The organism is Mucilaginibacter gossypii, from assembly GCF_900100945.1.
GTDB lineage: Bacteria > Bacteroidota > Bacteroidia > Sphingobacteriales > Sphingobacteriaceae > Mucilaginibacter > Mucilaginibacter gossypii.
The window spans coordinates 157,023-183,410 of sequence record NZ_FNCG01000014.1 but is presented as its reverse complement, the minus strand read 5'-3'; the positions used below and the strand labels follow the sequence as shown (position 1 = coordinate 183,410).

Annotated in this window: 27 protein-coding genes; 18 read left to right on the top strand and 9 right to left on the bottom strand. The window is 42.8% G+C overall.

Features of this window, described 5'->3' with window-relative positions; all coding sequences use genetic code 11:
• Window positions 1-5 precede the first annotated feature (5 nt).
• The 8 genes from BLS28_RS22445 to BLS28_RS22410 all read left to right on the top strand — a co-directional run bounded on the left by BLS28_RS22445 (window position 6) and on the right by BLS28_RS22410 (window position 9,129).
• Window positions 6-851: a transketolase gene (locus BLS28_RS22445; protein WP_090531971.1), complete on the top strand. Its 846-nt coding sequence runs from the start codon at window positions 6-8 to the stop codon at window positions 849-851.
• A gap of 101 nt (window positions 852-952) precedes the next feature.
• The gene (locus tag BLS28_RS22440; RefSeq protein WP_090531969.1) at window positions 953-1,918 is read left to right on the top strand and encodes a transketolase family protein; all 966 of its coding nucleotides are present in this window, start codon (window positions 953-955) and stop codon (window positions 1,916-1,918) included.
• A gap of 31 nt (window positions 1,919-1,949) precedes the next feature.
• Window positions 1,950-2,504, top strand: coding sequence for an RNA polymerase sigma factor (locus BLS28_RS22435; RefSeq protein WP_090531966.1), 555 nt, complete (start codon window positions 1,950-1,952; stop codon window positions 2,502-2,504).
• Between the two features lie 51 nt (window positions 2,505-2,555).
• Window positions 2,556-3,599: a hypothetical protein gene (locus BLS28_RS22430; RefSeq protein WP_091172621.1), complete on the top strand. Its 1,044-nt coding sequence runs from the start codon at window positions 2,556-2,558 to the stop codon at window positions 3,597-3,599.
• Window positions 3,600-3,616: 17 nt separating this feature from the next.
• Window positions 3,617-4,123, top strand: a complete 507-nt coding sequence (locus BLS28_RS22425) for a hypothetical protein (RefSeq protein ID WP_091172619.1) — start codon at window positions 3,617-3,619, stop codon at window positions 4,121-4,123.
• A 134-nt stretch (window positions 4,124-4,257) separates the two neighbouring features.
• On the top strand, window positions 4,258-5,451 hold the full coding sequence (locus BLS28_RS22420) for an aspartate aminotransferase family protein (RefSeq protein ID WP_091172617.1): 1,194 nt from the start codon (window positions 4,258-4,260) through the stop codon (window positions 5,449-5,451).
• A gap of 396 nt (window positions 5,452-5,847) precedes the next feature.
• A complete protein-coding gene (locus BLS28_RS22415; RefSeq protein ID WP_091172615.1) occupies window positions 5,848-8,124 on the top strand; it encodes a glycosyltransferase family 4 protein in 2,277 nt (758 codons plus the stop codon).
• Window positions 8,125-9,129: a glycosyltransferase family 4 protein gene (locus BLS28_RS22410; RefSeq protein ID WP_091172613.1), complete on the top strand. Its 1,005-nt coding sequence runs from the start codon at window positions 8,125-8,127 to the stop codon at window positions 9,127-9,129.
• A gap of 77 nt (window positions 9,130-9,206) precedes the next feature.
• Here BLS28_RS22410 and BLS28_RS22405 read toward each other — a convergent pair whose 3' ends face one another.
• The 6 genes from BLS28_RS22405 to yihA form a co-directional block, all read right to left on the bottom strand.
• Complete coding sequence (locus BLS28_RS22405) at window positions 9,207-10,910, bottom strand: M3 family oligoendopeptidase (RefSeq protein WP_091172610.1); 1,704 nt, start codon at window positions 10,908-10,910, stop codon at window positions 9,207-9,209.
• 179 nt (window positions 10,911-11,089) lie between these two features.
• On the bottom strand, window positions 11,090-12,016 hold the full coding sequence (locus tag BLS28_RS22400; protein WP_091172607.1) for an NAD-dependent epimerase/dehydratase family protein: 927 nt from the start codon (window positions 12,014-12,016) through the stop codon (window positions 11,090-11,092).
• A gap of 161 nt (window positions 12,017-12,177) precedes the next feature.
• Window positions 12,178-12,783, bottom strand: coding sequence for a Crp/Fnr family transcriptional regulator (locus BLS28_RS22395; RefSeq protein WP_091172604.1), 606 nt, complete (start codon window positions 12,781-12,783; stop codon window positions 12,178-12,180).
• Entirely contained in the window at window positions 12,771-13,625 is an 855-nt protein-coding gene (locus BLS28_RS22390; RefSeq protein ID WP_091172602.1) for a UbiA-like polyprenyltransferase, read from the bottom strand. Before BLS28_RS22390 ends, BLS28_RS22395 begins: the two co-directional genes overlap by 13 nt.
• A gap of 41 nt (window positions 13,626-13,666) precedes the next feature.
• Window positions 13,667-14,017: a hypothetical protein gene (locus tag BLS28_RS22385; protein ID WP_091172600.1), complete on the bottom strand. Its 351-nt coding sequence runs from the start codon at window positions 14,015-14,017 to the stop codon at window positions 13,667-13,669.
• Window positions 14,018-14,026: 9 nt separating this feature from the next.
• Entirely contained in the window at window positions 14,027-14,659 is a 633-nt protein-coding gene (gene yihA / locus BLS28_RS22380; protein WP_091172598.1) for a ribosome biogenesis GTP-binding protein YihA/YsxC, read from the bottom strand.
• Between the two features lie 148 nt (window positions 14,660-14,807).
• On the opposite strand from yihA, the gene BLS28_RS22375 reads away from it, so the two are divergent.
• Window positions 14,808-15,296, top strand: a complete 489-nt coding sequence (locus tag BLS28_RS22375) for a VOC family protein (protein ID WP_091172596.1) — start codon at window positions 14,808-14,810, stop codon at window positions 15,294-15,296.
• A gap of 224 nt (window positions 15,297-15,520) precedes the next feature.
• Here BLS28_RS22375 and BLS28_RS22370 read toward each other — a convergent pair whose 3' ends face one another.
• Window positions 15,521-16,258, bottom strand: a complete 738-nt coding sequence (locus tag BLS28_RS22370; protein ID WP_091172593.1) for a 3-keto-disaccharide hydrolase — start codon at window positions 16,256-16,258, stop codon at window positions 15,521-15,523.
• Window positions 16,259-16,281: 23 nt separating this feature from the next.
• Window positions 16,282-17,652, bottom strand: a complete 1,371-nt coding sequence (locus BLS28_RS22365) for a Gfo/Idh/MocA family protein (protein WP_091172591.1) — start codon at window positions 17,650-17,652, stop codon at window positions 16,282-16,284.
• A gap of 310 nt (window positions 17,653-17,962) precedes the next feature.
• Here BLS28_RS22365 and ubiE point away from each other — a divergent pair, with 310 nt between their 5' ends.
• From ubiE to BLS28_RS22335, 6 genes are all read left to right on the top strand, one after another.
• The gene (gene ubiE / locus BLS28_RS22360; RefSeq protein WP_091172589.1) at window positions 17,963-18,694 is read left to right on the top strand and encodes a bifunctional demethylmenaquinone methyltransferase/2-methoxy-6-polyprenyl-1,4-benzoquinol methylase UbiE; all 732 of its coding nucleotides are present in this window, start codon (window positions 17,963-17,965) and stop codon (window positions 18,692-18,694) included.
• Entirely contained in the window at window positions 18,691-19,425 is a 735-nt protein-coding gene (gene porT, locus BLS28_RS22355) for a type IX secretion/gliding motility protein PorT/SprT (RefSeq protein ID WP_091172587.1), read from the top strand. The genes ubiE and porT overlap by 4 nt, the downstream gene beginning before the upstream one ends.
• Window positions 19,426-19,600: 175 nt before the next feature.
• The gene (locus tag BLS28_RS22350) at window positions 19,601-20,359 is read left to right on the top strand and encodes an SDR family oxidoreductase (protein WP_091172585.1); all 759 of its coding nucleotides are present in this window, start codon (window positions 19,601-19,603) and stop codon (window positions 20,357-20,359) included.
• 150 nt (window positions 20,360-20,509) lie between these two features.
• On the top strand, window positions 20,510-20,959 hold the full coding sequence (locus BLS28_RS22345) for a GatB/YqeY domain-containing protein (RefSeq protein ID WP_091172583.1): 450 nt from the start codon (window positions 20,510-20,512) through the stop codon (window positions 20,957-20,959).
• 216 nt (window positions 20,960-21,175) lie between these two features.
• Window positions 21,176-21,949 (top strand): alpha/beta fold hydrolase, encoded by a 774-nt coding sequence (locus BLS28_RS22340; RefSeq protein WP_091172581.1) that lies wholly within the window; start codon window positions 21,176-21,178, stop codon window positions 21,947-21,949.
• Complete coding sequence (locus tag BLS28_RS22335) at window positions 21,950-22,612, top strand: CBS domain-containing protein (RefSeq protein WP_091172579.1); 663 nt, start codon at window positions 21,950-21,952, stop codon at window positions 22,610-22,612.
• A gap of 113 nt (window positions 22,613-22,725) precedes the next feature.
• On the opposite strand, the gene BLS28_RS22330 is transcribed toward BLS28_RS22335, so the two are convergent.
• A complete protein-coding gene (locus BLS28_RS22330) occupies window positions 22,726-23,388 on the bottom strand; it encodes a response regulator transcription factor (protein WP_091172576.1) in 663 nt (220 codons plus the stop codon).
• Window positions 23,389-23,647: 259 nt separating this feature from the next.
• Between BLS28_RS22330 and BLS28_RS22325 the strand changes: the two genes are divergently transcribed.
• The 3 genes from BLS28_RS22325 (at window position 23,648) to BLS28_RS22315 (ending at window position 26,008) form a co-directional block, all read left to right on the top strand.
• A complete protein-coding gene (locus BLS28_RS22325; protein WP_091172573.1) occupies window positions 23,648-24,529 on the top strand; it encodes an NAD kinase in 882 nt (293 codons plus the stop codon).
• Between the two features lie 9 nt (window positions 24,530-24,538).
• Window positions 24,539-25,324 (top strand): type IX secretion system protein PorG, encoded by a 786-nt coding sequence (gene porG, locus BLS28_RS22320; RefSeq protein WP_091172570.1) that lies wholly within the window; start codon window positions 24,539-24,541, stop codon window positions 25,322-25,324.
• Between the two features lie 162 nt (window positions 25,325-25,486).
• Window positions 25,487-26,008, top strand: a complete 522-nt coding sequence (locus BLS28_RS22315; protein ID WP_091172568.1) for an ExbD/TolR family protein — start codon at window positions 25,487-25,489, stop codon at window positions 26,006-26,008.
• Window positions 26,009-26,388 lie beyond the last annotated feature (380 nt).

Sequence of the window (26,388 nt, the reverse complement as noted above, 5' to 3'; positions counted from 1 at the left end):
CATTAATGAAAGCAGACTTACAAACATTAGAAAAAACCGCGTCACAAATCAGGCGCGACATTGTACGCATGGTACATGGCTGTCAATCAGGCCACCCGGGCGGCTCATTGGGCTGTACCGATTTCTTTACCGCATTGTATTTTTCGGTAATGAACCACGATCCTAAATTTAATATGGATGCAGTTGGCGAAGATATTTTCTTCCTGTCAAACGGCCATATTTCCCCCGTGTTTTACAGCACATTGGCACATGCCGGTTATTTTGATAAAGCCGAACTGGCAACTTTCCGTAAACTGAATGCGCGTTTACAAGGTCACCCAACCACACATGAGCATCTTCCGGGTATCCGTATTGCTTCGGGTTCATTGGGACAGGGTTTATCGGTAGCTATCGGCGCTGCATTGGCAAAAAAATTAAACGGTGATAAATCATTGGTGTTTACCCTGCATGGCGATGGCGAAATCCAGGAAGGCCAGATTTGGGAAGCTGCGATGTTTGCCCCGCACAATCATGTTGATAACCTGATCTCAACTATCGATGTTAACGGTCAGCAAATTGATGGTCCAACCAAACAGGTACTTTCATTAGGCGATCTTCGAGCGAAATGGGAAGCTTTTGGCTGGGATGTATTGGATATGAAAGGTAACGATATGGCGGATGTGGTTAGGGTGCTTGAAGAAGCAAAAAGCCGCACAGGTCAGGGTAAACCGATCATGATCCTGATGCATACCGAAATGGGCTACGGTGTCGATTTTATGGTAGGCAGCCACAAATGGCACGGTGTTGCGCCAAATGATGAGCAGCTTAAACTGGCGTTAGATCAGTTAGAGGAAACACTGGGCGATTATTAATTCACCCCCTCCGGCTCCCCCAAAGGGGGAGAGTTAAAGACATCAATTTTATTATTACGATTTAATGCCAATCCCTCTCGATTGCAGGGGGAATTTGAACAATGAAAAAATACACTTACACAGATAAAAAAGATACCCGCTCGGGCTTTGGCGCCGGGTTGCTGGAAGCAGGCCAGAAAAATGACCAGGTTGTTGCACTTTGCGCCGACCTTATTGGTTCGTTAAAAATGAACGATTTTATTAAAGCATTCCCTGAGCGTTTTGTACAGGTAGGTATTGCCGAAGCTAACATGATCGGTATTGCTGCGGGTATGACCATCGGCGGTAAAATCCCTTTTACCGGTACTTTTGCCAACTTTTCAACTGGCAGGGTTTATGATCAGATCCGCCAGTCGGTAGCTTATTCAAACAAAAACGTTAAAATTTGCGCTTCACACGCCGGTTTAACTTTGGGCGAAGACGGTGCTACCCACCAGATTTTGGAAGATATAGGCCTGATGAAAATGTTACCAGGCATGACTGTTATCAACACCTGCGATTACAACCAAACCAAAGCCGCTACTGTTGCTATTGCTGAGTATGATGGCCCGGTTTACTTACGTTTCGGCCGCCCGGTTGTTCCGATCTTTACCGATCCCGATCAGAAATTTGAAATTGGTAAAGCGTGGATGGTGAACGAAGGCGCCGATGTAAGTATCTTTGCTACAGGTCACCTGGTATGGCAGGCTATCCTTGCAGGCGAAATTTTAGCTGAGCAGGGTATCGATGCCGAGATCATCAACATCCACACCATTAAACCGTTGGATGAAGAGGCTATTTTGAAATCGGTTGCCAAAACAGGCTGCGTAGTTACTGCCGAAGAGCATAACCGTTTGGGTGGCTTAGGCGATAGCGTTGCCCAGGTGCTTGCAGTGCACAATCCATCACCACAGGAGTACGTAGCTGTAAATGACAGCTTTGGCGAAAGCGGTACACCTGAACAGCTGATGACCAAGTACGGCCTGGATGCAGATCATATTGTGGCAGCGGTGAAAAAGGTGATAGAAAGAAAAAACAAAAAAGGTTAATTAAACCTTTAACATTAATAAAATTCTAAAAATGTCGGTACAGGTTGAAGATTCAGAGATATTAAGCAAGTTTCAGGACGAAAAAACCCGGAATGAGGCATTTAACCTGTTGTTGAAAAAGTACCAGCAAAAAATATACTGGCACATCAGGCGCATGGTTGTTGATCATGACGATGCTGATGATCTGGTTCAGGATGTTTTTGTAAAGGTTTGGAAAAACCTGGCTGGTTTCAGAAACGACGCGCAACTGTACACCTGGATGTACAGGATAGCATCCAACGAGTGCATTACTTTTTTGAATAAGAAAAAACAAAAAAATAATGTTTCGTTGGATGATGTTGCTTATGAGCTGGCCGATACGCTGGCCGACTCAACCTATTTTAACGGCGATGCAGCGCAGCGGAAGCTACAGGAAGCACTGCTTACCCTGCCCGAAAAACAACGGCTTGTTTTCAATATGAAATATTATGAAGACATGAAGTATGAAGAAATGTCGCAGGTTTTGGGTACCAGTGTGGGGGCTTTAAAGGCTTCGTTTCACCTGGCAGTCAAGAAGATAGAAGCTCATTTGCTTGGCAGGGATTAATTTTTTAATTTACGTTAAACCTTTTAGCACTATACCAATCTATAGTTGTGTATGAAAAGCGATATGGACAATAGGGAATGGCTGGATGATTTCATCGCACTGAAACAGGTTAGCAAAACTAACCCGTTTACAGTGCCTGAAGGCTATTTCCATGAGTTAGCGCAGCACATTACAACACGTATAAGGCTTGAGGGATTAAAAAACTATCCATCTGCAGGGTATACCATACCCGAAAATTACTTTGACGAGCTAAGCAGCAACATCCGAAGCCGTATAAATATTGAGCGTGCTTTTAGCGCCGGTGATTCGGGGTTTACCGTTCCCGAAAATTATTTTGATGAGCTGAGCAGCAATATTCAAAGCCGTATTGTGGTGGATGAAGCCATGAATGCGGGAGAGGGCTTCACGGTGCCCGAAAACTATTTTGACGAGTTAAGCAGCAATATCCAAAGCCGTGTAGCGGTGGAGGAGGTCATGAACCTGGCTGATGAAGGCTTCACAGTACCCGAAAATTACTTTGATGAACTGAGCAGCAACATCCAAAGCCGTATAGCGATTGAGGAAGCCATGGGCGATGAAGGGTTTACTGTTCCTGAAAATTATTTTGAGGAGCTAAGCGTCAATATTCAAAGCCGCATAGCAGTTGAGGAAGTAGTGAATGCCGAGCACGAAGGCTTTGTTGTACCGATAGATTACTTTAATAAGCTTAACCAGCGAATCCTGGATAAAACAGTTAATGCTGAAGTTGTAGAAGAGCAGGAGTTTGATAATGTTATAAGCATTAACAAAACTAAACCTGTACAGAAAAAAGGAATGGTGAGGAGGCTTTGGTTGTCGCCAACCATCAGGTATGCTACAGCGGCCTGCTTTGCTCTGATATTAGGTGTGGGTGTTATTTTCAGGGGAGATATCCAGGCGCCGGATCATAACCATTCTTACTTGCATGAGCAGGTATCATCGGTACCGGTTGATGAAATAAAAAGCTATCTTCAGTTACATATGGATGCAAGCGATACCCGTACACTGATAGATGCAAACCAAAAAAGCAACACAAGTAATGCAGACGAAGATCTGTCGGATTATATAGATAATTAAACAGAGGAAAAAATTTAATGAGTAAATTGATCAGGCATATTTGTATTGTGTTATTTGTTATGGCAATAGGCTATGAAGCTGTGGGGCAGGTTAACCGCTTTGTTCCGGCTCAAACGCCCTCAAGGCCCCAACTTAACCCGGTACGCCCTAATGGCAACAAAAAGGGCGCTATGGGTAAAAGACTTGAGGCTGCCCGTAACAGGTATATCAGCCGCCAGCTTGATCTTACTGATGAAGAGGCTAACAAATTTTGGCCGCTTTATAATCAGTACCAGCAGGAGCTTACTGCTGTACGCATTCTGAAGCGTTTAAATAACTCCACTTCATCAACCAACGGCACCGAGCAAATAGATAAGGAGATCTATTACGAAAGCCAGCTGGTTGGGATTCGTAAACGCTACCGCGATTCCTTTGCCAAGATCCTTCCGCCCGAAAAGGTGAGTGTCTTGTACAAAAGCGAACAGGAATTTAACGATGAGCTCATCAAACAACTCAGCGAACGCAGCGAGAGAGCGGGGAATTAATTAGTGATTTAGTGAATTATTGAATTAGCGAATTTTAAGTTCGCTTTTTTATTTGTGGCTTATTGAACGAAATGTTGAATTTTGCGACGATTAGGCAATCACTAATTCACTAACTCATTAATTCACTAATTGCTATGTCTACTCTTCGCCAGCTTTTTTTAGCCAATAACGCGCAAACCACTAATTTTCCTTTATTGCTTGAATTTGAGCGGGCCGAAGGTATTTATATGTACAATGCGGAGGGTAAACCCTATATCGATCTGATCTCAGGCATCGGTGTAAGTAGCTTAGGCCACAGCAACCCTTATGTTATTAATGCAATAAAGGAGCAGGTTGATAAATACATGCACCTGATGGTTTACGGCGAATATGTGCAAACGCCGCAGGTATGCTTTGCCGAAAAGCTGGTTTCTGTGCTGCCAGATAACCTGCAGTCGGTATATTTTACCAACTCAGGCGCTGAAGCCGTTGAGGGGGCATTAAAGCTTGCCAAGCGTTTTACAGGTAGGCAGCAGATTGTGGCTTGTCTTAACTCATATCATGGCAGCACACATGGTGCATTGAGTGTTATGGGCAATGAGGAGTTTAAACAGGCTTATCGTCCTTTATTACCGGGCGTAAATTTCATCCGTTTTAACAACCCGGAAGATCTTATGCTGATAACTGAAGAAACCGCCTGTGTGATTATCGAAACCATCCAGGGTGAGGCTGGCATCCGTGTGCCGGATCTTACCTATATACAGGCTTTACGTGCCCGTTGTACCGAAACTGGTACGCTGCTGATCCTGGATGAGATTCAGGCCGCATTCGGGCGCACAGGCAAGCTTTTCGCGTTTGAGCATTTTGATATCGTACCAGATATCCTGTTACTGGCAAAAGCTTTAGGCGGTGGAATGCCGATAGGGGCGTTCATTTCATCAAACCAGATCATGGATGCGTTAAAGGAAAATCCGATCCTTGGTCATATCACTACCTTTGGCGGGCACCCTGTATGCTGCGCGGCGGGCTTGGCTGCGCTGGAGTTTCTGCTGGATAACAATTTGGCAGCTACCGTGGCCGAAAAGGAAGCTTTGTTTCGGGATTTGCTTGTACACCCCGCCATACAACAGGTACGCGGCAAAGGCCTTATGATGGCTATCGAACTGGAAAACTTCGACCTTAATAAAAAAATAATTGATCGCTGTATCGAAAACGGTGTAATAACCGACTGGTTTTTACATTGCAGCAACTCCATGCGTTTGGCGCCTCCTTTGATCATAACACATGACGAGATCAGGAAAGCTTGCGATGTGATTATAAAAGCGATTGATTTCTACACCAATAAATAAAAAATTCACCGCCTCTTTGTCATTTCGAACGAGGAACGAGGAGAAATCTTATACGAGCTGTCTGCGGATATACAGAGTCGTTTTGCATGTCGTATAAGATTTCTCTTTCGCCCAGACTCGCAAGCCCATCGCCGCTCTATCGAAATGACAACTTTTATAACAACTTGTTCTTCCTTGTAAATTGCCTGTTACAACCCCTTCATAATTCATAAGGATTATAGTTTGAGTTAAATTGGTATGGTTTGTGTATTTATAGCAATGCCTATAAAAACAATGCTTTAGGTGTCCTAAAGGCAATAAGTAAGGTCACTGATGCATCTTTTTAAGGTCACCCTGCTTTTACAATTAATTAAATGTTGTAAAACGACTATCAAAGCATCTATACACAATCAACATATGAAAATAGCATATATATCAACCTATCCCCCCCGCGAATGCGGTCTTGCAACATTTAATAATAATTTGATGCGTGCCATCAGTTCAAATTTTCCTGAAAGGCACACCTTAGCACAAAATGGCTTTGTCGTGGCACTTAATGATTCGGAAAACCTGCAGGAATATGAATACCCGGAGGAAGTTAAATATATCATTCGCCAAAATCACCAGAAAGATTATATCCGTGCGGCCAATTATATCAATACCAGTAATGCCGATGTATGTATTATGGAGCATGAGTTTGGCATTTACGGCGGCGAAAGCGGCATTTATATTTTACCGCTGATCAATCGTCTCGAAAAACCGCTGATCTCAATTTTGCATACGGTATTGAAAGACCCGAGTTATGTGCAGCGCATCATTATCCGCGAAATTGCCGAGCAATCATCAAAGGTTGTGGTGATGAGCAAACGTGCTGTAGATTTCCTGACCAATATTTATGAGATCCCTGCCGATAAGATCCAGATTATAGAGCATGGCGTACCTGATGTGGAAGCCCCTGACGAAAACCCGGTGAAAAGCTTGTCGGCTTTTAAAAACAAAAGGGTGATGTTAACCTTCGGTTTGCTAAGCCGTAACAAAGGTTTGGAAACCGTAATAAAAGCATTGCCTAAAATAGTAGCGAAGCATCCTGATGTGATGTACGTGGTATTGGGTAATACACATCCCGGGGTTATCAAAAGTTCGGGCGAGGAGTATCGCGATCACTTGAAATCGCTTGCGGCGCAGTTAGGCGTTTCGAAGAACCTGGCATTTATCGCCAAGTTTGTTTCCGAAGAGGAATTGGTAAACTACTTAACTGCCTGCGAAATTTACGTAACACCATATTTAAACGAAGCACAGATTACCAGCGGTACGCTATCATACGCTGTTGGTGCAGGTGCAGCAGTAGTTTCAACTCCGTACTGGCATGCTACAGAATTGCTGGCCGAAAAGCGCGGCAGGTTATTTGATTTTAAAAATTCGGAAGCGCTGGCCGATACCGTTATTGAATTGCTTGATCAGGACCGTGTGCTGAACGAGCTGAAAGAAAACGCTTACCAATATGGTCTGCATTTACGCTGGCCGGTTATTGGTGCCGAATTTATTAGGGTGGCGCAGGAATCAATGGTTCGCTATGACTTTAGTGACAAGATTCTGCGTAATAGCATTGTTGATCCGGAGATCCTGCCAAAGTTTAGCTTGACCCACGTATTGCGGCTAACCGATGATACAGGGATTGTACAACATGCCAAGTATGGGATCCCGAATTTAAAAGAAGGTTATTGTTTGGATGATAACGCCCGTGCGCTCATTATGGCACTAATGGCTTATCAGCGTAACGGGAGCCGGGAAGCATTTGAGCTGCTGCCTATTTACCTGAGCTATATCCACTACATGCAAACTGATGATGGCAACTTCCGCAACTTCCTGAGTTTTGACAGGCGCTACCTGGACGAGGTTGGGTCGGAAGATTCATTTGGCCGTACCATTTGGGCTCTTGGTCATTTGATTGGCTGTGCGGCCAGCAATTCATACCGTGAATTCGCCCTGGAGATCTTCCATAAATCGGTGCCGCATTTTTCAGCGCTGAAACATTTAAGGGGGGTGGCCAATACTATAATTGGTATCAGTCTTTACCTGCAGGTTTACCCTACAGACGAGGGTATGGTTAAAATATTGGCCAACCTTACCCAGCCGTTAATTGATGCCTATAACAACACCCAGGCTGATGATTGGCAATGGTTTGAGGAAAAGATGACTTACGATAACGCCATCCTGCCGCTGGCCTTACTGCACTCATGCGAGATCACTGGCAATGAAGAGGCCAGGAAAATAGCTTTGGCAACTATGGCTTTCCTTGATCAGCTTACTTTATCAAACGGATATTTAAGTCCTGTTGGTAATGATGGCTGGTATTACCGTGGCGGCACATTCCCTACATTTGATCAGCAGGCTATTGAAACCATGGCTATGGTGCTGATGCATTTCCAGGCATACCAAATCTTCAGGATACCGCAATACATTGAAAAAATGTTCCTGAGCTATAAGTGGTTCCTGGGCGAAAATACTTTGCGGGCACCGTTGTATGACCATGAAACCAAAGGCTGCTGCGATGGTTTGCTGCCCGGCGGCATTAACCGTAACCAGGGAGCTGAAAGTACGCTGGCTTATCTGATATCGCACCTTACGGTGTTGAAAGCCTTTGAGCTGGAATATGAGTACAATAAATACGGCCAAAAAATGCAGATCTGTTAAATGAAGGTAGCTGTATTATCTCCTGTTGCCTGGCGTACGCCGCCCAGGCACTACGGGCCCTGGGAGCAAATAGCATCAAACATAACCGAAGGGATCATCAAAATGGGGGCGGAGGTAACACTCTTCGCCACGGGCGATTCGATAACCGCGGGTAAACTTGATGCCATTTGCGAGACGGGTTACGAGGAAGACAGAACACAGGATGCCAAAGTGCTGGAATGCCTGCATATCAGTAACCTGATGGAAAAGGCCGGACAGTTCGACATTATTCATAATAACTTTGACTTTTTGCCGCTTACATATTCAGGCTTGATTAAAACGCCGCTACTTACTACCATTCACGGCTTTTCATCATCAAAGATCATCCCTGTTTATAAAAAATATAATAGCCAGGGGCATTACGTTTCTATCAGCAATGCTGATCGCAGCCCTGAGCTTGATTATTTAGCCACGGTATACAACGGCCTCGATACCCGTGATTTTCAGTTTTATGAACAGCCGGATGGTTACCTGTTGTACTTCGGCCGCATCCATCCCGATAAAGGAACTGCCGAAGCTATCGATATCGCCAAAAAAAGTAAACGGAAATTACTGATAGGCGGTATAGTTCAGGATACCAACTACTTTAAGGAAAAGATAGAGCCATTGCTTTGTGCCGATGTGGAGTATATAGGCCATGCCGGGCCTGATAAGCGCCGGGAGCTTTTAGGCAGAGCTTGTGCACTGTTGCATCCCATCAGCTTTGACGAACCTTTTGGCCTGAGTGTGGCTGAAGCAATGCTGTGTGGTACGCCGGTCATAGCTTTTAACCGCGGCTCGATGCCAGAATTAATCAAAAACGCACAGACCGGCTTTTTGGTTAATACGGTTGATGAAGCCGCCGAAGCAGTTGGCTGGCTCCGTCAGATTAGCAGGGCTGATTGTTATGACTGGGCAAATTCGCAGTTTTCGAGTGATAAAATGGTGAAGGATTATTGGGAGTTGTATAATAGGGTATTGAATTAAAAGCAAAAACTGCCGCGGCAGACAGGTATAAACAACAAAAGCGCCAGTAGCGCTTTTGTTGTTTATGAGAGAAAATTTTAATTTAATTTATCCAACTCTGATTTAACAAACTCAGCCAGTTCTTTTACATAGGCCGCGCTAAAGTCAAACTTGATCCCTGCGGTTTCGTAAATCTCTTTAATAGTTTTAGTGTAACCGAGTTTAAGGGCGTCTAAATATTGTTGCAAACCCTTTTCCGGATTTTCTTTGTAGTTTTTCCACACAGCTATAGCTCCTAACTGGGCCATGCCATATTCGATATAGTAAAATGGCACCTCGAAGATGTGCAGCTGTTTTTGCCAAAGATTTGCTAATGCTTCGCGATGTTCGCTCCAATCGGCAAAACCCGCGCCGAATGGTTCAAAGATCTCGATCCAGGCGGTTGTACGGTCGGCATCGGTATGGTCGGGGTTGGTATAGATCCAATGCTGAAACTGATCGACAACGGCTACCCAGGGCAGGGTTTTCAAAACATCAACTAACTGATCACGTTTGGCGCGTTTAAGATCTTCCTCGTTATCAAAATACACATTCCAGTTATCCATCGAGATCAGCTCCATCGACATGGAGGCTAATTCGGCAACTTCGGATGGGCAATGTTTAAAATCATTCAGTTCCAGATCGGCAGTAAGGAAAGTGTGTACCGCGTGACCACCCTCATGTACCATGGTGGTTAAATCGCGGAAGGTATTGGCCGAATTCATGAAGATGAAAGGTGCGCCGGTTTCGGCCAGCGGATAGTTGTAACCACCCGGAGCTTTGCCTTTACGGCTTTCCACATCAAACAGGCCGTTATCTTTCATGATCTCCAAACGTTCGCCTAAATAACGATTGATGTTGCTGAAGCACTGGATAGATTTCTCGATCAGGTCTTCGCCATTTTGGAATGGTTTAAGGGCTGGTTTGCCAGAAATATCCACATCCATATCCCATGGCTTAAGCGTAGGTAAGCCCAAAGCCTCGCGGCGCTTTTCGGCCTGGGTTTTTAGAATAGGCACTATTTCGGTTTCGATAGCTGCATGAAAAGCATAACAATCCTGCGGGGTATAATCGAAACGGCCTAAAGCCTGGAACATATAATCGCGGAAGTTTTCAAAATTGGCGTTTGTTGCTACTGTGTGACGAAGCTTACGCAAATGGTCGAAAAGTTCATCGAGTTTGTCTTTATCCTGTAAACGGCGGCTGGTGATCTTTTCCCAAACTTCCTGGCGTTTAGCACGATCAGTGCCTTTTAAAAATACGGAAGCTTGTTCTAACGTAAATTCCTTATCATCAACATGAACAGACATGGAACCGGTTATGGATTGGTACTTCTGCTGTTCCACCTGGATTTCGGTTTGTACCGGGATATTTTCTTCGCGGAAAAGTTCCAATGCTTTTTTTACGGCCCGTAAAAAAATAAAATATTTTTCGCCGTCCAGTTTATCAACAAACGCGCTGGCAACCAGCTTTTTGTTCAGTTCGTTACTATATGGAGCAATTTTGGGCTCAATTTCGGTAGCAAAGTACTGGAACTTTTGAAGCAGGTCTTCGCTGGTGGTGTCGCAGGTCATGCGGATATAGCGCCATGCGAAATCTTCTTCCAAAGCTGCTTCCAGCTCACTTTTATCGCGCAGCCATTTCTCCAGTTCTTCAACTGAGTGGATTGGACGATCTAATAATTCTTTATAAAAAGGCTCAAGGGTTTCCCATTTAATATCAAGGGAAGCCGGGATATATGTTCTTGTTTTTTTGTGGATCATGATTTTTAGATGTGCAGATATGCGTATGTGCAAATGTGCAGATTATGGTTGGAGAAGTGCAAATAATACACGTTTAAATGTGTTTTATTTGATAAAAGAAAAGTAAAAAGTCCGCAAGGAGCAACAGCAACTTGCGGACTTTAATAAATTAAAAAAACTTAAGACTAAAGGCTTTTGACTTAAGACTTATGAAGCGTTTTCGATATCTCAGTTATCGCATCCTCGTAGCTTGTTGGTTTAAAGTTGAACGCTTTCTCAAATTTGCTGCTGTCGAAAATATAATCGTGATCGTACTGGTAATACATCTCCACTGTACCCATTACCACCTTTTTAAATAAACCGAACAGCCACAGCATTACTTTATTAACGCGTGTATATTTTGGTTCAACTTTATAAATCTTGGCGGCAATATCCAAAAACTGTTTACCGGTGATGGCCGGCGGAGTAGGGAGGTGCCAGATCTGATTGCCGCTATTGGGATTTTGACCAAGCATAAACATAGCTTTACCTGCATCGGGCACGTAAATAAAATTGTGTTTACAATCCGGATTGCCTATCCATTGCGCGTTTTGTTTTTTGGCGTAATTGCTCAGCACCATCATATCAATAAAGCTGTTGACCGGGGCGCCATAAAAATCAGGTGCGCGGGCTATGGTTGCGTTGATATTGCCGGCTTTAACTTCATTCATGAGCATTTCGGCGATGCCCGCTCTTATTTCGCCTTTAACGCTGCTGGGTTTATACGGGGTATCTTCGGTCATGGAGCCGTTAACCAGTCCGTACATGTAAACGTTATCAAAAAATATTAAACGGGCACCGGTGGCTTTGGTAACATTGATCACATTTTGCATGATCACCGGCCATTGCGCCCGCCAGATGTCTTTATCATAAACCAGGCCGGCAACGAGATAAATTACTGTCGATCCTTTTGCTGCCGACAGTACTTCATCGTAATTGAGCAGGTCGGCTTTTTGCCAGGTTACTTTATCATTATTATTTGTGTTAACCGGTTTGCGGCTAACTAAACGGATGGTTTCGTTATGGTTGATTAATTCTTTGGTGAGGATGTTTGCTACCGGACCGCCGGCTCCTAATATAGTATGCATGATCTTTTTTCGTTTTGTGTATTACAAAGGTAGGCCGCCTTTGTAAATCAAAACGTTAACAAAAGATAAGGAATTTCACCTCTCCTAAATCCTCTCCAAAGGAGAGGACTTTAAAATGTATGCTTTTTCTCCCTCTCCTTTGGAGAGGGTTGGGGTGAGGTTTAAGCGCTTATCTTCATGATCCTTCTCCTGATCCGCGAGAGCGAAACCGGAGTGATCCCTAAATAGTTGGCAATATAATGCTGGGGGATGCGGTACAAGGTTTCGCCACCTGTTTGTAAAAGATCGGCATAACGTTCTTCGGGCGATTGAATGATAAAGGAAGTAATACGTTTTTCGTAACAGATGAGATAGTGTTCGGCTGTTAATCTCCCAAAACGTTCCATCTTAAAACCAAGAAGCTCATTCATGCACGCTTGTTGTAAGTTTTTGTGGCTTAAATTTACGATTACCGAATCTTCAAGTGCCTGGATATAGTTTGCAGCCGGGGTGCGGGTGAGGAAACTTTTGTATGAGCTTAACATCTCATCTTCAAAGCTGAAATAGCCTGTTATTTCCTCGCCGTCTTTAACATGATAATAGCGTACGGATCCTTTTACCACCAGGCCGATATGATCGCATACTTTACCGGCCTCTACATAAAACCTTTTCTTTTTTAAGGCATCTACCGTTAGGTATTGCGATAAAGCCTGCCACTCTTCATCAGTAAGCGGAACATATCTTTCAAAATACTGCCGAAACTTTTGGAGGGCGGTTAGTGAATCCATATCCTGTCGAGCAAAAACAATACAGCAAATACTACGCTGGCAATGCCATTGGTAGTCATAAAAGCAAAGTTAACGCGGCTCAGGTCGTTTGGTTTTACAAGCAGGTGCTGGTAAACAAGCATGGCGCAAAAAAACGCGATACCAATGTAGTACAGGAAGCCTACCTGAGTTTCAAATGCCGGCATCATAATGAAAACGGCCGAAAGCACATGTAAAAAGGTAGATAGTCTTAAGGCGTTCACTTTACCTAAGTACGCCGGCATAGAGTGCAGGTTTTGGCTTCGGTCAAAATCTTCATCCTGCAGGGCGTAAATAATATCAAAGCCGCTTACCCAGCAAAGTACGGATAGTGAAAAGAATATAGGTGTAAGGGCAAACTGACCGGTAACCACTAAGTAAGCGCCGATAGGAGCAAGCGATAAGCCCAATCCCAATACCAAATGGCAGAGCGCGGTAAAACGTTTGGTTGCGCTGTAGCCCATTACCACAAATAAAGCTACCGGCGATAAAAAGAAACAAAGCCTGTTGATGAACCAGGTAGCTGTAATAAACAGCAGGCAGTTGATAATAACAAATGTTAAAGCAGCTTTTGGGCTGATCCGGCCGGCTGGGATATCGCGCTGTTTGGTACGTGGGTTTTGAATGTCGATATCCCTGTCAAGGTAGCGGTTAAAGGCCATTGCCGAATTACGGGCAAATACCATACATAAAACCATCAAAACCAGCTTTAGCCAGTCGAAATGATACTGGGTTGTAGTTACTGCCAAAAAGAAGCCGATAAATGCAAACGGCATGGCAAAAATGGTATGGGCGAAGGTTACTAAGGATAAGTATTTTTTCATTTTACTTTATAAAAATATCTAACTTCGATGAGGAAGCTTAATTACCAAGAGGCATAAAATACGCTTTCTCCATCTACAAAATTGTCAACAAAATCTTTTTTGAAATTTAATCCAAATGGATCGTTAGGTTTTAAATAGAGCATGGCTTTTTCTACTGATTTTTTATCAAAATATGGTTTGCAATTTTCAAAGGCGCTGTAAAACTCTTTATTCATGCCGCTCCTTTGATAGCCTATTTCGTTAAAAAATAAAACGACTTCTCCTTCATATTCTTTAAACATTTGAATATACCGCCTAACAAATTCCGGGTTCGAATTTAATTCTTCCACAGTGAAGTATTCAAACGTTTCACCGGCATCTGTGGGCACAATATGTGATAGATCCAAACCCATAACGTTATATTAATCCCGATCCTGCGGTAGCTGATAATGCGGCACTTCAAAATTTTGATTTACTGCATCAATAAACTCAAGTATCTCTTCGCGGCCTTGCTGTGTTTCTGACGATGTGATAAAAAACTGTGGCATTTCATCAAATGTAGCCAACAGGGCTTTTTTAAACCGGGCAATAGTTTGATCGGTTTTAATGCTCGATTGTTTATCGGCCTTGGTGAATACCAGCACAAATGAAAGACCTTTTTCGCCAAGCCAGTTGCAAAATTCAATGTCGATCTTTTGTGGCTCGAGACGACTGTCTATCAACACCATTACACATTGCAGGCTTTCGCGCTTGTCCAGGTAAGTATGGATGAACTTATCCCATTTGGCTTTTTCCGTTTTTGATGCGCGGGCATAGCCATAACCGGGTAAATCAACAATGTACCAGCTTTCGTTGATCAGGAAATGATTGATCAGCTGCGTTTTGCCGGGAGTTTGCGACGTTTTAGCAAGACCCTTTTTACCAGTTAGTGTATTAATAAGGGATGATTTGCCCACATTTGAGCGCCCGATGAAAGCGTACTCCGCTTTAGCTGGTGGAGGTAACTTGCTTACCTGGCTGTTGCTGCAAATAAATTCGGCCGATTTTACGATCATTCTGCAAAGGTAGTATTTTTACTTAATGCGTTCATTGTGGTAATAGTATGGAGTAAATAGCCATTGCTTATTTATAAGCTTGTTTTACAATAGGAAAACAAAAAGTAGTGCAATAATAATTAAATTTGATGTTTAAACATGTAATTATATGAACGATTATAAAATACCCGCCCAAACCCGCATTGGTCACGTACACTTAAAAGTAAGCGACCTGCAAAAATCTCTTGATTTTTACTGTGGTTTGTTAGGCTTTGAAAAAATGGTGATGTACGGCGATCAGGCTGCATTTATATCTGCAGGTGGTTATCACCATCATATTGGCTTAAATACCTGGCATAGCAAAGGCGCTTCACCAGCCCCGGAATACGCACCGGGCTTATACCATACTGCCATCTTATATCCCGAAAGAAAAGACCTGGCCATTATACTTAAAAGGCTGATTGATGCCCGTTACAATATTACAGGAGCATCTGATCATGGTGTATCTGAAGCCATCTATCTTAACGATCCCGATCAAAACGGGGTTGAGCTCTACTGGGATCGCCCCAAAGAACAATGGCCTGTAGATCAGGAAGGGAATTTGACCATGTTTACCCGCAGGCTGGATATAGAAAATTTACTGCAACTGGCTAATTAACAGATAAGAAGCAAACAAAAAAACTCATTGTGGGTTATATATTCAACGGGGGATTAAAAAGATAATTCATCTTTCCCGGTCATTGGGAGGCGGAACGGCGAAGCAGTCCTCTGCCGGCGATATTGCATGGTTGCCTGCTGTTAAGGATTGCTTCGTACCCCCAATGAGTTTTTTGATAAAGATAAAACTGTTGCGCGAAGGTACGAAGCAAAAAATTATAAATATTATAATTCCTTTATTTTAATGCTCCTGAAATAAGCTTTATGCCCATGGTCCTGTAGTGCGATCAACCCGGTTTTGGCGTTGCCATAGTCGGGGTAATCTTTCCATTTACCTTCGGCTTTTTTCCTTTTCCAGTCGCTGGTCCAGGCTTCAAAAGCTAAAATCTTTTTGCCGTTTAGCCAGTGTTCAACATGTCCGTTATTGAAAATAATTTTACTGGTGTTCCAGGTGCCAACCGGGGCTACCTTTTTTGAAGCGTTTGGCAGGTACATGGCATAATCACAGCCAGTTTTTTGCCAGTCTTCCAGTTTTTCGGGCCAGCCTGTATCGTCAATGATCTGGTATTCGGGGCCGGTTTCATAGGGGCCATGGTATTTCGGATCTTCAACCACATGGTATATTACACCGCTGTTACTGCCTTTTTCTATCTTCCATTCCCATGAAAGCTCAAAATTGGTGTAAGCTTTATCGGTTACTATATCACCGCCGGTATCGCCCTGCGCTGCACCAAGACAAACTAGGGCACCATCAATAATAGTCCAGTTTTTTACCGGACCCTTTTTGTTGAACCCATGCCAGCCCTTCAGGGTTTTGCCATCGAAGAGATTTACCCAGCCACCTTTTACCGGAGTGCCTTGTTTAGCAGGTTTGTGATTATTAACAGGGATGCCTGAAGTGTGCACACAAACCAAGCCTGCGGCAGCCAGTACCAAACCCAATTTTTTAAACTGTTGTTTCATAATAAGGTATTTGCGGTGAACTATTATTTCTTGATAACCTGCATTTTTTCCGGATCCCAGAACATGGGCGTATTGTTATAATAGCTATCGTTACATAACAGGGCAGGGGCTGCCGCGCGATAGCCAAAAATTGCGTCTTCGGTTACCTTGCCTTTATTGCGGATAGCGGTAAAAAAGTTCACCATATGATCATACGGCCCACCTTTGTATCCTTTTTCGGCATCATATGTGATTTCTTCGGGCGGTAGCATTTTTTTGCGTTCGGCATAACCGCTGCCTGCTTTTTTGAGTTTATCAAGATAGAATGGATCATCAGAATCCATCACTTTATTGCGTTTAAGCGTCACTTTATCCCATGTTATATCCATTGAGCCTTCGCTGCCCACCAGTTTAAGGTAAGTTGTGCCGCTGGTGCCATCCACAAAGTTACACCGTAACGAAAGGTTAAAGGCCGGGTGTGCCTGTGTTTTACCATAATCAAAAGTGCCTAAAAGTACATCAGGTACTTCGCGGCCATCATTCCAGAAACGTAAGCCGCCGGATGCATAAATTTTATTAGGGCCAACTGAATCGGTTATAAAATGCAGGCTTGAAAAAAGGTGAACAAAAAGGTCGCCCGCCATGCCTGTACCATAGTCGGTATAATTTCTCCAGCGGAAAAAGCGTTTTTCATCAAACGGACGCTTTTTGGTATTGCTGATATAAGTTTCCCAATCAACAGTTTGAGGTGAGGCATCTTCAGGGATCGGGTATTGCCAAACCTCAAGCGGCGCGCGGCGGGCCCAGAAACCTTCGGCGTAGTTTAATTCGCCAATAGCTCCGCTTTTTAATAGCTCATGTGCCTTTTCGTTGCCTAATGATGATACCCCCTGGCTGCCTACCTGGAATATCATTCCTGTTTCTTTTTGCGATTTGATCACCGCCGGCCCTTCGGTAATGGCATGAACCATCGGTTTTTCGCAATACACATGTTTACCGGCGTGCATCGCATCAACAGAAATTTGCTGGTGCCAGTGATCGGGTGTAGCAATGATTACGGCGTCAATGTCTTTACGGTTCAGGATCTCTTTGTAAACCCGGGTAGTAAAAATGTCGGCTCCCCAGCGGGTCTTGGCATCTTTTAAGCGACCGTCATACAAATCGCATACGGCTACCAGTTTAACACCGGGCACCTGCAGGGCGGTGATGGTGTCCTGGGTACCCATACCACCGGCGCCAATGAGGGCGATGTTTACCTGGTCGTTAGGGCTGTTGCCGATGAGGCGTTTTTGGATGGAAAAAGATTTGGCCTGGCTTTGGCTGGCTAAAAGGCCCGATCCGGCAGCTACGGCCGCGGTTGCTGTGGTTAGTTTTTTAATAAAACTGCGGCGCGAGGGTTCTTGTTCGTCTTTCATAAGGATAAGGAAACAAATTTTAAATGTGATTTGCCGGGACTACCGGCCGAAATTGGTTTCTAAAAATAGTGAATTGACTTAACATTTACATAATTAGCGCAACTTAATATCGATTTAGTAACAGCGAGGAGCATAGGCAACTAAGCTGGTCTACACTTAGCTGAAGAACGAAAACCCCGCTTTGCGAAGCAGAGAGGAGTGACGGGCGCAGCGAAGTAGGGATGAGTTAACTTGTCAGCCCTGTTTCAGTATTCACTTTCAGCTTTCTTAATATTAAAGCATTCACTATACAATCATTATCTTTGCTGCGATGAGCAAAACCATAACACCGTACCATGACGAGCAGGCTACCAAAAAAGAACAGGTAGCAGATATGTTCAACAATATATCAAAAACCTATGATTTCCTTAACCATTTCCTGTCACTTGGTATTGACATCATTTGGCGTAAAAAAGCCATCAACGAATTAAAAAAGGATAAACCAAAGCTGATACTGGACGTTGCTACCGGCACCGGCGATTTTGCTTTTGAGGCTTTATCTATCCTGAAACCTGAAAAAATTATTGGTGTTGATATTTCAAGGGGGATGCTTGACATCGCGGAGCAAAAAATAGCGAAACGGGGTTTGAGCGATAAATTTGCTGTAAAACTGGGCGATTCGGAAAAACTGCCGTTTGAGGGCGCGGAGTTTGACGCTGTTACGGTTGCCTACGGTGTACGTAATTTTGAAAACCTGGAAAAAGGCCTTGCTGATATAATTCGGGTGCTAAAACCCGGAGGAAAGGTGGTGGTGCTTGAGTTTTCAAAGCCTAAAGTATTTCCGGTAAAGCAGTTATATAATTTTTACTTCAGCTATATTACCCCGGGTATTGGTAAATTGTTCAGCAAAGATGCAAGAGCATACAGCTATTTACCGGAGTCGGTAGCTGCTTTTTCGGATGGTCAGGCTTTTGTGGGTTTGATGGATAAAGTAGGCTTTAAGAATACCAAATGCAGGCCTTTAACGTTTGGTATCTGTTCAATATACACCGGTATTAAATGATTATAAACCGTTACCTGCTTGTAGTTGTACTTATTTTTAGCAGCAATTTATTGTTTGCGCAGCATGTACCGGCATGGGGTGGCGGCGCCGATCAGCAGGATCTGAGCTTTGGTTTCAGTTTTACTTACGTAAGCACCGATTTTAAAATTGTTAACCAGCCCAATTTTCGCAACGCGTTTTTAGATGAGAACGGTGTGCAGGTTAAAGGGCCGCTTAACAGCATCAGCTCAAAAAGTTCACCGGCTTTCGGAGTAGGTTTTTTGACCCGGTACAGGATCACTGAGCACCTTGAGGTACGCACCACACCGTCATTGATTTTTGCCGACAGGGCTTTGCATTATTCTTATGTCGATCCGTCGGAAGATGTGGATAAAAAAATACAAACCACTTCGGTTGACATTCCCCTGCAATTGAAATTAAAATCAGACAGGTTGGGCGATTTCAGGGCTTATGTTGTAGGCGGCCTGAAATATACCCAGGCCATAGGCTCTAAGAAAAACGCGGATGCCAATCTTGACCTTTCAGAGAAGCTGGTTAAAAACGTAGGTGGCTTTGCCTCGTATGAGGCGGGCGTGGGTTGTGATATTTATTTTGAATTTTTTAAGCTTTCGCCCGAGATTAAGATTTCCAATTCATTAGGCAACGTACTGATGCGCGAGTATAACCCTTATTCGGCGCCCCTCAGCAGGTTGGGCTTACATACCATTATGTTTAGTTTGATTTTTGAGTAGAATGTAATTTTCCTAAATCTCGCTCTCATTTATAATGAGAGCTTAAAATAGACTTGCGTTTTCAACCCGATATTGGGGTGGGTAAAATCCTCCCTTTCAAAAAACATCCTTACTCCCAACCGACAATATTTTAAAGTAAAAAACATATTTTCGCTGTTTATAGTTATCAATATCTATGAGTAAGATTGCCTTAATTACAGGAGCTACCGCCGGCATTGGCGAGGCATGTGCACACGTTTTTGCCCGCGAAGGCTATGACCTGGTATTAACCGGTCGCCGGTTAGATAGGTTAGAGAAACTGGCCAAACACCTGAATGATAAGTATAACGTAGAAGTTGCGGTTTCGTCATTTGATGTGCGTAACCGCGAAGATACCATTAACAACCTGGAAGCTTTGCCGGCCCAATGGAGGAAAGTGACGGTATTGGTTAACAACGCCGGTTTAAGCCAGGGGCTTGATCCTATTCAAAAAGGCAGTATTGATGATTGGGAAACCATGATTGATACCAATATCAAGGGCCTGCTGTATGTAAGCCGGGTGGTATCAAACTGGATGATAGAAAATGGTAAGGGGCACATTATAAATCTTGGCTCGATTGCCGGTAAGGAAGTTTATGCCAACGGAAATGTATATTGCGCTACCAAACATGCAGTTGATGCTTTAAATAAAGGTATGCGGATTGACCTTTTACCCCACGGTATTAAGGTAACGGCGATACACCCGGGAGCTGTGGAAACCGAGTTTTCGGAGGTGCGCTTTAAGGGTGATAAGGAAAGGGCCAAAAAAGTTTATGATGGTTTTAAACCATTGGTGGCCGAAGATGTGGCCGAAACCATCTGGTTCATTGCATCACGACCGGCACATGTTAACATTAACGACCTGGTTATCATGCCTACAGCACAAGCCAACGCAGGTACGATATTCAGAGGGTAGTGGATGTGCAGATGTGCAAATTTCAGATGTGCAGATTTTTAATTTGATAATTTGCCAATTTGGGGATTTGAAAATGGGAAACTCAATAATCTGCATATTTGCATATCTGAAATTTGCACATCAAAATTCATTAATTCACTAATTAAAGATATGTCATTAATTACACAAATAGACCAGGACATTAAACTGGCCATGCTTGCCAAGCAGGCAGATCGTTTACAGGGGTTGCGTGCCATCAAATCGGCATTGCTTTTGGCGAAAACCGAAAAAGGTGCTGCAGATGAACTAACCGAGGATGCTGAAATTAAAGTATTGCAAAAGCTGGTAAAACAGCGTAAGGAATCGGCCGATATTTATAAGGAGCAAAACCGCGACGACCTGTACCAGGTGGAAATAGCCGAAATGCTGGTTATTGAAGAATACCTTCCGCAACAAATGAGCAAGTTTGAAATTGAAGGCTACCTTGAAGAGCTTATTGGCAGGATAGGCGCTACATCCGTAAAAGATATGGGCCGCGTAATGGGTATGGCCAGTAAAGAGCTTGCAGGCAAGGCCGATGGTAAAACTATATCAGAGGTGGTTAAACAGTTATTAGGTTAAGTTTTTACCATTTAATAGTACAGCGTTTTTTTGTGCAATGTTGTGTTAATGTTAATCTTATTAATAGAAGCTTAACATTACTACATTGGTAAATAATTACTATACTTGCTAAATGTCGTTCGTAATAAACTAATTTTACAGCGGAATAACAGGAATTTGTACTGAAAGCGATTTTGGTATAAGATAAGTTTGAAAAATTAATTTTTAATATTTTATATGGAGTTCGTGCTTAAAGAGGAACACGGTTTTAGTTACATCGATGAGGGCGAAGGAGAGGTGCTGTTACTGCTGCATGGTTTAATGGGGGCGTTGAGCAATTGGGATGGTGTTATTAATGAGTTTAAATCAAAGTACAGGGTTATTATCCCCATGCTGCCTGTTTATGACATGCCGCTGATTAGTACCGGGGTAAAAAGTTTATCGAAATTTGTACATAAGTTTATAAAGTTTAAAAAGCTTAGCAATATTACCTTATTGGGTAACTCGCTTGGTGGGCATGTGGCATTAGTTTATTTAACCACGCATCCCGAAAACATCAAGGCTCTTGTTTTAACTGGTAGCTCGGGCTTATATGAAAATGCTTTCGGCGGCTCTTTTCCGCGCAGGGAGAGTATTGATTTTGTACGCGAAAAAGTGCAATTTACATTTTACGATCCGGCTATTGCCACCGATGAGTTGGTGCTTGATGTTTTTCAGACCATTAACGACAGGCATAAGGTGATCCGCTTGCTGGCCATGGCAAAATCTGCCATCAGGCATAATATGAAAAAAGATCTGCATAAGATTACTATCCCGGTATCTTTGATATGGGGCCGTAATGATAAGATCACCCCGCCCGAGGTAGCTGTTGAATTTCATGAGCTGCTGCCCGATTCGGAACTTCATTGGATTGATAAATGCGGCCATGCACCTATGATGGAACACCCGGAAGAATTTAATACTTTACTTAAACAGTTTTTAGCTAAATTAGAGACCAAAGTAAATGCATAGATGATAGCACTTGACCTGATAGCTGACTCGATACCGCCGGTACACACTTCTGATACCATTCAGAAAGTGCTTGACCGTATGATTGAGTTTCGCCTCAGGCATTTGCCTATTGTAAATGAAGAGCAGTTTTTAGGTTTGCTTGCCGAGGATGACCTGATAGCCGAAAGTGATTATCAAACACCCATAGGTGCGCTGGCCCTTTCGTTGGTTAATCCCTACGTGCTGGAGGATCAGCATATTTATGATGTTATCCGCCTGTTTTATGAGCAGCAGCTTACCATTGTACCGGTGCTTGATGCAAAAAGCAACTATCTTGGGTTGATATCTATTAACGCCATTACAGAATATTTCGCAAAAATAACTTCAGTATCGCAACCGGGAGGCATTATTGTGCTGGAGATCAATAATAAAAATAATTCGCTTGCGCACATGGCGCAGATAGTTGAGTCAGACAACGCGCAGGTCCTGAGCTCCTATGTTCAGTCCTTTCCCGATTCAACCCGGATGGAAGTTACCCTTAAGGTTAACAAGCAGGATATTTCGGCCATAACTGCCAGCTTCCTTCGGTATGAGTATGATATCAAAGCTACCTTTAATCATACCGATATCAACGATACCACCCGCGACAGGTATGATTCGCTCATGAATTACCTTAATTTGTAGTATTAAGTCCGAAGTCTTAAATCATTAGTCCGAAGTATTGAGTCCGCTATGTATGACTTTCGGACAATTTAAACTACTGACTTAAGACCCGGAACTTCCGACTTATTATGATTTCAGACCAAATTATAAGCCTGCGCAAACATCACTGCATCATAATTATTTTTCAGGTGCAGTTTGTTTTTGATGTTTTTACGGTGCGTTTCGGCAGTAGCCGGGGCAATGAACAGCTTCGCGCTGATCTCGGCCGAGCTCATACCCATGGCAATATATTTCAGAATCTCTTTTTCGCGCCGCGTGAGCGTTAAAAATAACAGGTTATTATGGCGTAAAAAAGCGATCTCATGCATAAGCCTGTTTACCTTGGTGGTAATATGATGCACAGGATCAAGCCTGCTGGCAATAGTTAACAAATATGCAGCATCGCCTGCTTCATTGCGTGCAAAAACTTTGGTATTGCTCACAAATAATTGCCATTCGGGGTTATCAGGTACACGTACCTGCTGAAAATAGGATACCTGCTCCTGTGTTTTGCTTTTTATCAGGTGCAAAATTTTGGGTACGTATTCGTTGCTGTCTTCGGTGTTAAAATATTTAACGTGATATGTTTCAGGGCCCATGGCCTGCAGTTCATCAAGTGTGGTACCCAGTATATCGAGACCTACGCTGTTCATATACACTATCTGCAGCGTTTCAACCTCATGAATTATTAATGCAGAAGGAAGGTCATCAGCTATTGACTGTATATCCGATAGTTTTTGGGTAAAAGTTTTATCCATCAATAAAATAACCGTTGTTTAAATATTGGTAAGGTAGGCCAAAATAGTTAAACTTAATTATTTTACCTTGAAGTTATTTATCTGTTAAAGCAATTAAAATGGCTTTATTAGGAAATATAAGCAAACAATAGTGCAAAATTTACCATTATAAGAAAAATGTATGATGGGTGGATTGTAGTGTTTAATTTATGCGGTATTAATTATTTACGCCTTGCTGCATTAATGTACTTTCAAAGTTCGATATTCGCTTTTTTAAAAAATGAAAATAGCAGTTTACGGCAGGCCGTTTAATGAGCCATCTGTTTTACCTTTTATACAGCAGGTTTTTGATAACCTTGCACAGCATGGTGTCGATATTTATGTACACCAGCAACTCCACGAATATTTGCAGGATAAACTAACCACAGTGCAATATAAAGTGTTGCGCCCCGCCGAAACCTTAAAAGGCTTTATTGATATTTTTATAACGCTTGGAGGCGATGGTACCCTGCTTGATACGGTTACCTTGATTCGCGATTCGGGGATCCCTGTTATCGGTATAAACTTTGGCCGCCTGGGCTTTTTGGCCAGTGTTAATAAAAGTGATATTACGGCAGCCATTCATGCCGTGGTGAACAGACAATTTACCTGCGATTGCCGTGAATTGCTTACCGTCGACTCGGACCCTAATGTTTTTGGCAGCAATAATTTTGCCCTTAATGATGTAACCATCCATAAGCGTGATGATGCCGCCATGATCATAACCCATGTATTTTTGAACGATGAGTTTTTAAATTCATATTGGGGTGATGGTATTATCATCTCAACATCAACCGGCTCAACAGCTTATTCATTAAGCTGCGGAGGGCCTATTATTTTTCCGCAATCAAATAGCATAGTAGTAACCCCGGTATCTCCCCATAATCTCAACGTGCGGCCTATAGTGCTCCCTGATACCAGCAAACTTTGTTTTGAGGTGGAAAGCCGCAGTGCCAATTATATCATCTCCTGCGATTCGCGGACGGAAGTTTTAGATCAAACAGTTAAGTTTCATGTTCAAAAAGCCAGTTTTCAGTTAAATTTAATTCGCCTTAGTAATGAAAGCTATTTAACTACGTTAAGGAATAAACTGCTTTGGGGCCTTGATGCCCGTAATTACTAAATTTGATTAATGCCTAAATTTTTACTTTTTGCCATATTCTTGTTTTTAACTTATCAGCTGCAGGCCCAAACCTGGGAAATAGGCGGATCGATAGGCGGTGCGGGGTACATAGGTGATCTTAACCCCAATAACCCTGTTAAAATAAGCGGCGTTTCGGCGGGTATCTTTGGTAAAAGAAATTTTAATGGCTATTTTTCAGCTAAACTGAATATTGGTGTTGGTAATATATCGGCTTATGACAATCGGTCCGGCTATCAACAGTTTCGTGATCGTAACCTCAATTTTAAAGATCAATTGCGGGAGGTAAGTGTTATCGGCGAGTTTAACTTTATGAACTATATCCCCGATGCCGGACGAAACAAATACACCCCTTATATATTTACAGGTATAGGTATTACATCTTACGCGCCGCGTGCACAGGATTTTAACGGGCACGAGGTTGGCTTAAGGCAGCTAAAAACCGAAGGCCAGGCTAAGCCTTATGGCAATAACACCGTCGTAATCCCGTATGGTTTAGGTATCAAGTATAATTTATCCGGTAAGTTTACAGTTATGGCCGATATGGGTTACCGCTATGCATTTACAGATTACCTGGATGATGTAAGCGGTGTATATGCCGATAAAAGCAAAATGACCACGACCGGCGCTTTACTTTCTGATCGTTCGGGCGAAAAAACCGGCAATTATATTGGCACCGTTGGTTCTCAGCGCGGCGACTTTAAATCGCATGATACCTACTTCTTCCTTAACTTTACAATCTCATTTACTTTTGTAACAGCAAACTGCTACTTCTAATTACATCAGGCCTAACAAGTGTTGTGGATTTATTGCGTCTCTTTAGATAATAATTCAATATTTAATTCTTTTTAAATTTAAAATATAATATTTAATTCTGTTTTTATATTGAATTTTGTAATTTAGTATTGTACTGATTATTAACCTAAAATCTTTAAAGTCATGGCCGAATTAAACTCATCTCCCCAAAATGGCGGCGGAAAGCACAAACGCAAAAAAATAAACGCCCGCGTTGATCTTACTGCAATGGTCGATCTTGCATTCCTGCTTATTACCTTTTTTATCATGACCACCACGCTGGCTAAACCAAAAGCTATGGATTTGGCTATGCCAGATGACGGCGGCGACGGAATGCCGGTTCCGGCAAGCCGAACACTGACTGTTGTTTTGGGCAAAAATAATAAGGCCATGTATTTTCTGGGCGAGCTTAAAAATCCGATCATTGCACCTTCGGTAACCGATTTTTCAGCCAATGGCATTCGCAGGGCTATCATCGAAGCCAATAAAAAAGTACACGACGGCTCGGGCAAAAGCATGATAGTATTGGTAAAACCAAGCGATAAATCGCAATACAGCAATTTGGTGAGTACGCTTGATGAGCTGGCTATTACCGGCATTCAGCAATACGCTATAGTTGATATTATGCCCGCCGATGTTGACGCGCTTAAACAAAAAGGAATATAAAAGTGTAACGCAATTGTAAGCAAATTTACAGGTGGTTTTTTGAGGTCGGCAGCTTTCATTATCAGGCAGATAATGGCTGCCGGCTTTTTTATTTTTTTGAGCTTTAAACCAAAAATTATGAAAAATCATGGTTTTGATAGCTGTTTAGGCAGTTTTAATATATTATTCGCAATAACATTTTCTTTTAGCGAGGGATACTAAAAAAATACAAAGTAAGTTTTACCTTTGTACCCTGAAAAATCCGTCAATTTGCGTGGCAAAACGGCGGATGCAGGTAATTAATAATTGATTAATCTAACAACCGAATATCGCAGACCATAGTATTGATGAAAAATTTTACACAAGTGTGTTTGTACAGGGTGGCTTTTGATAAGGAGTAA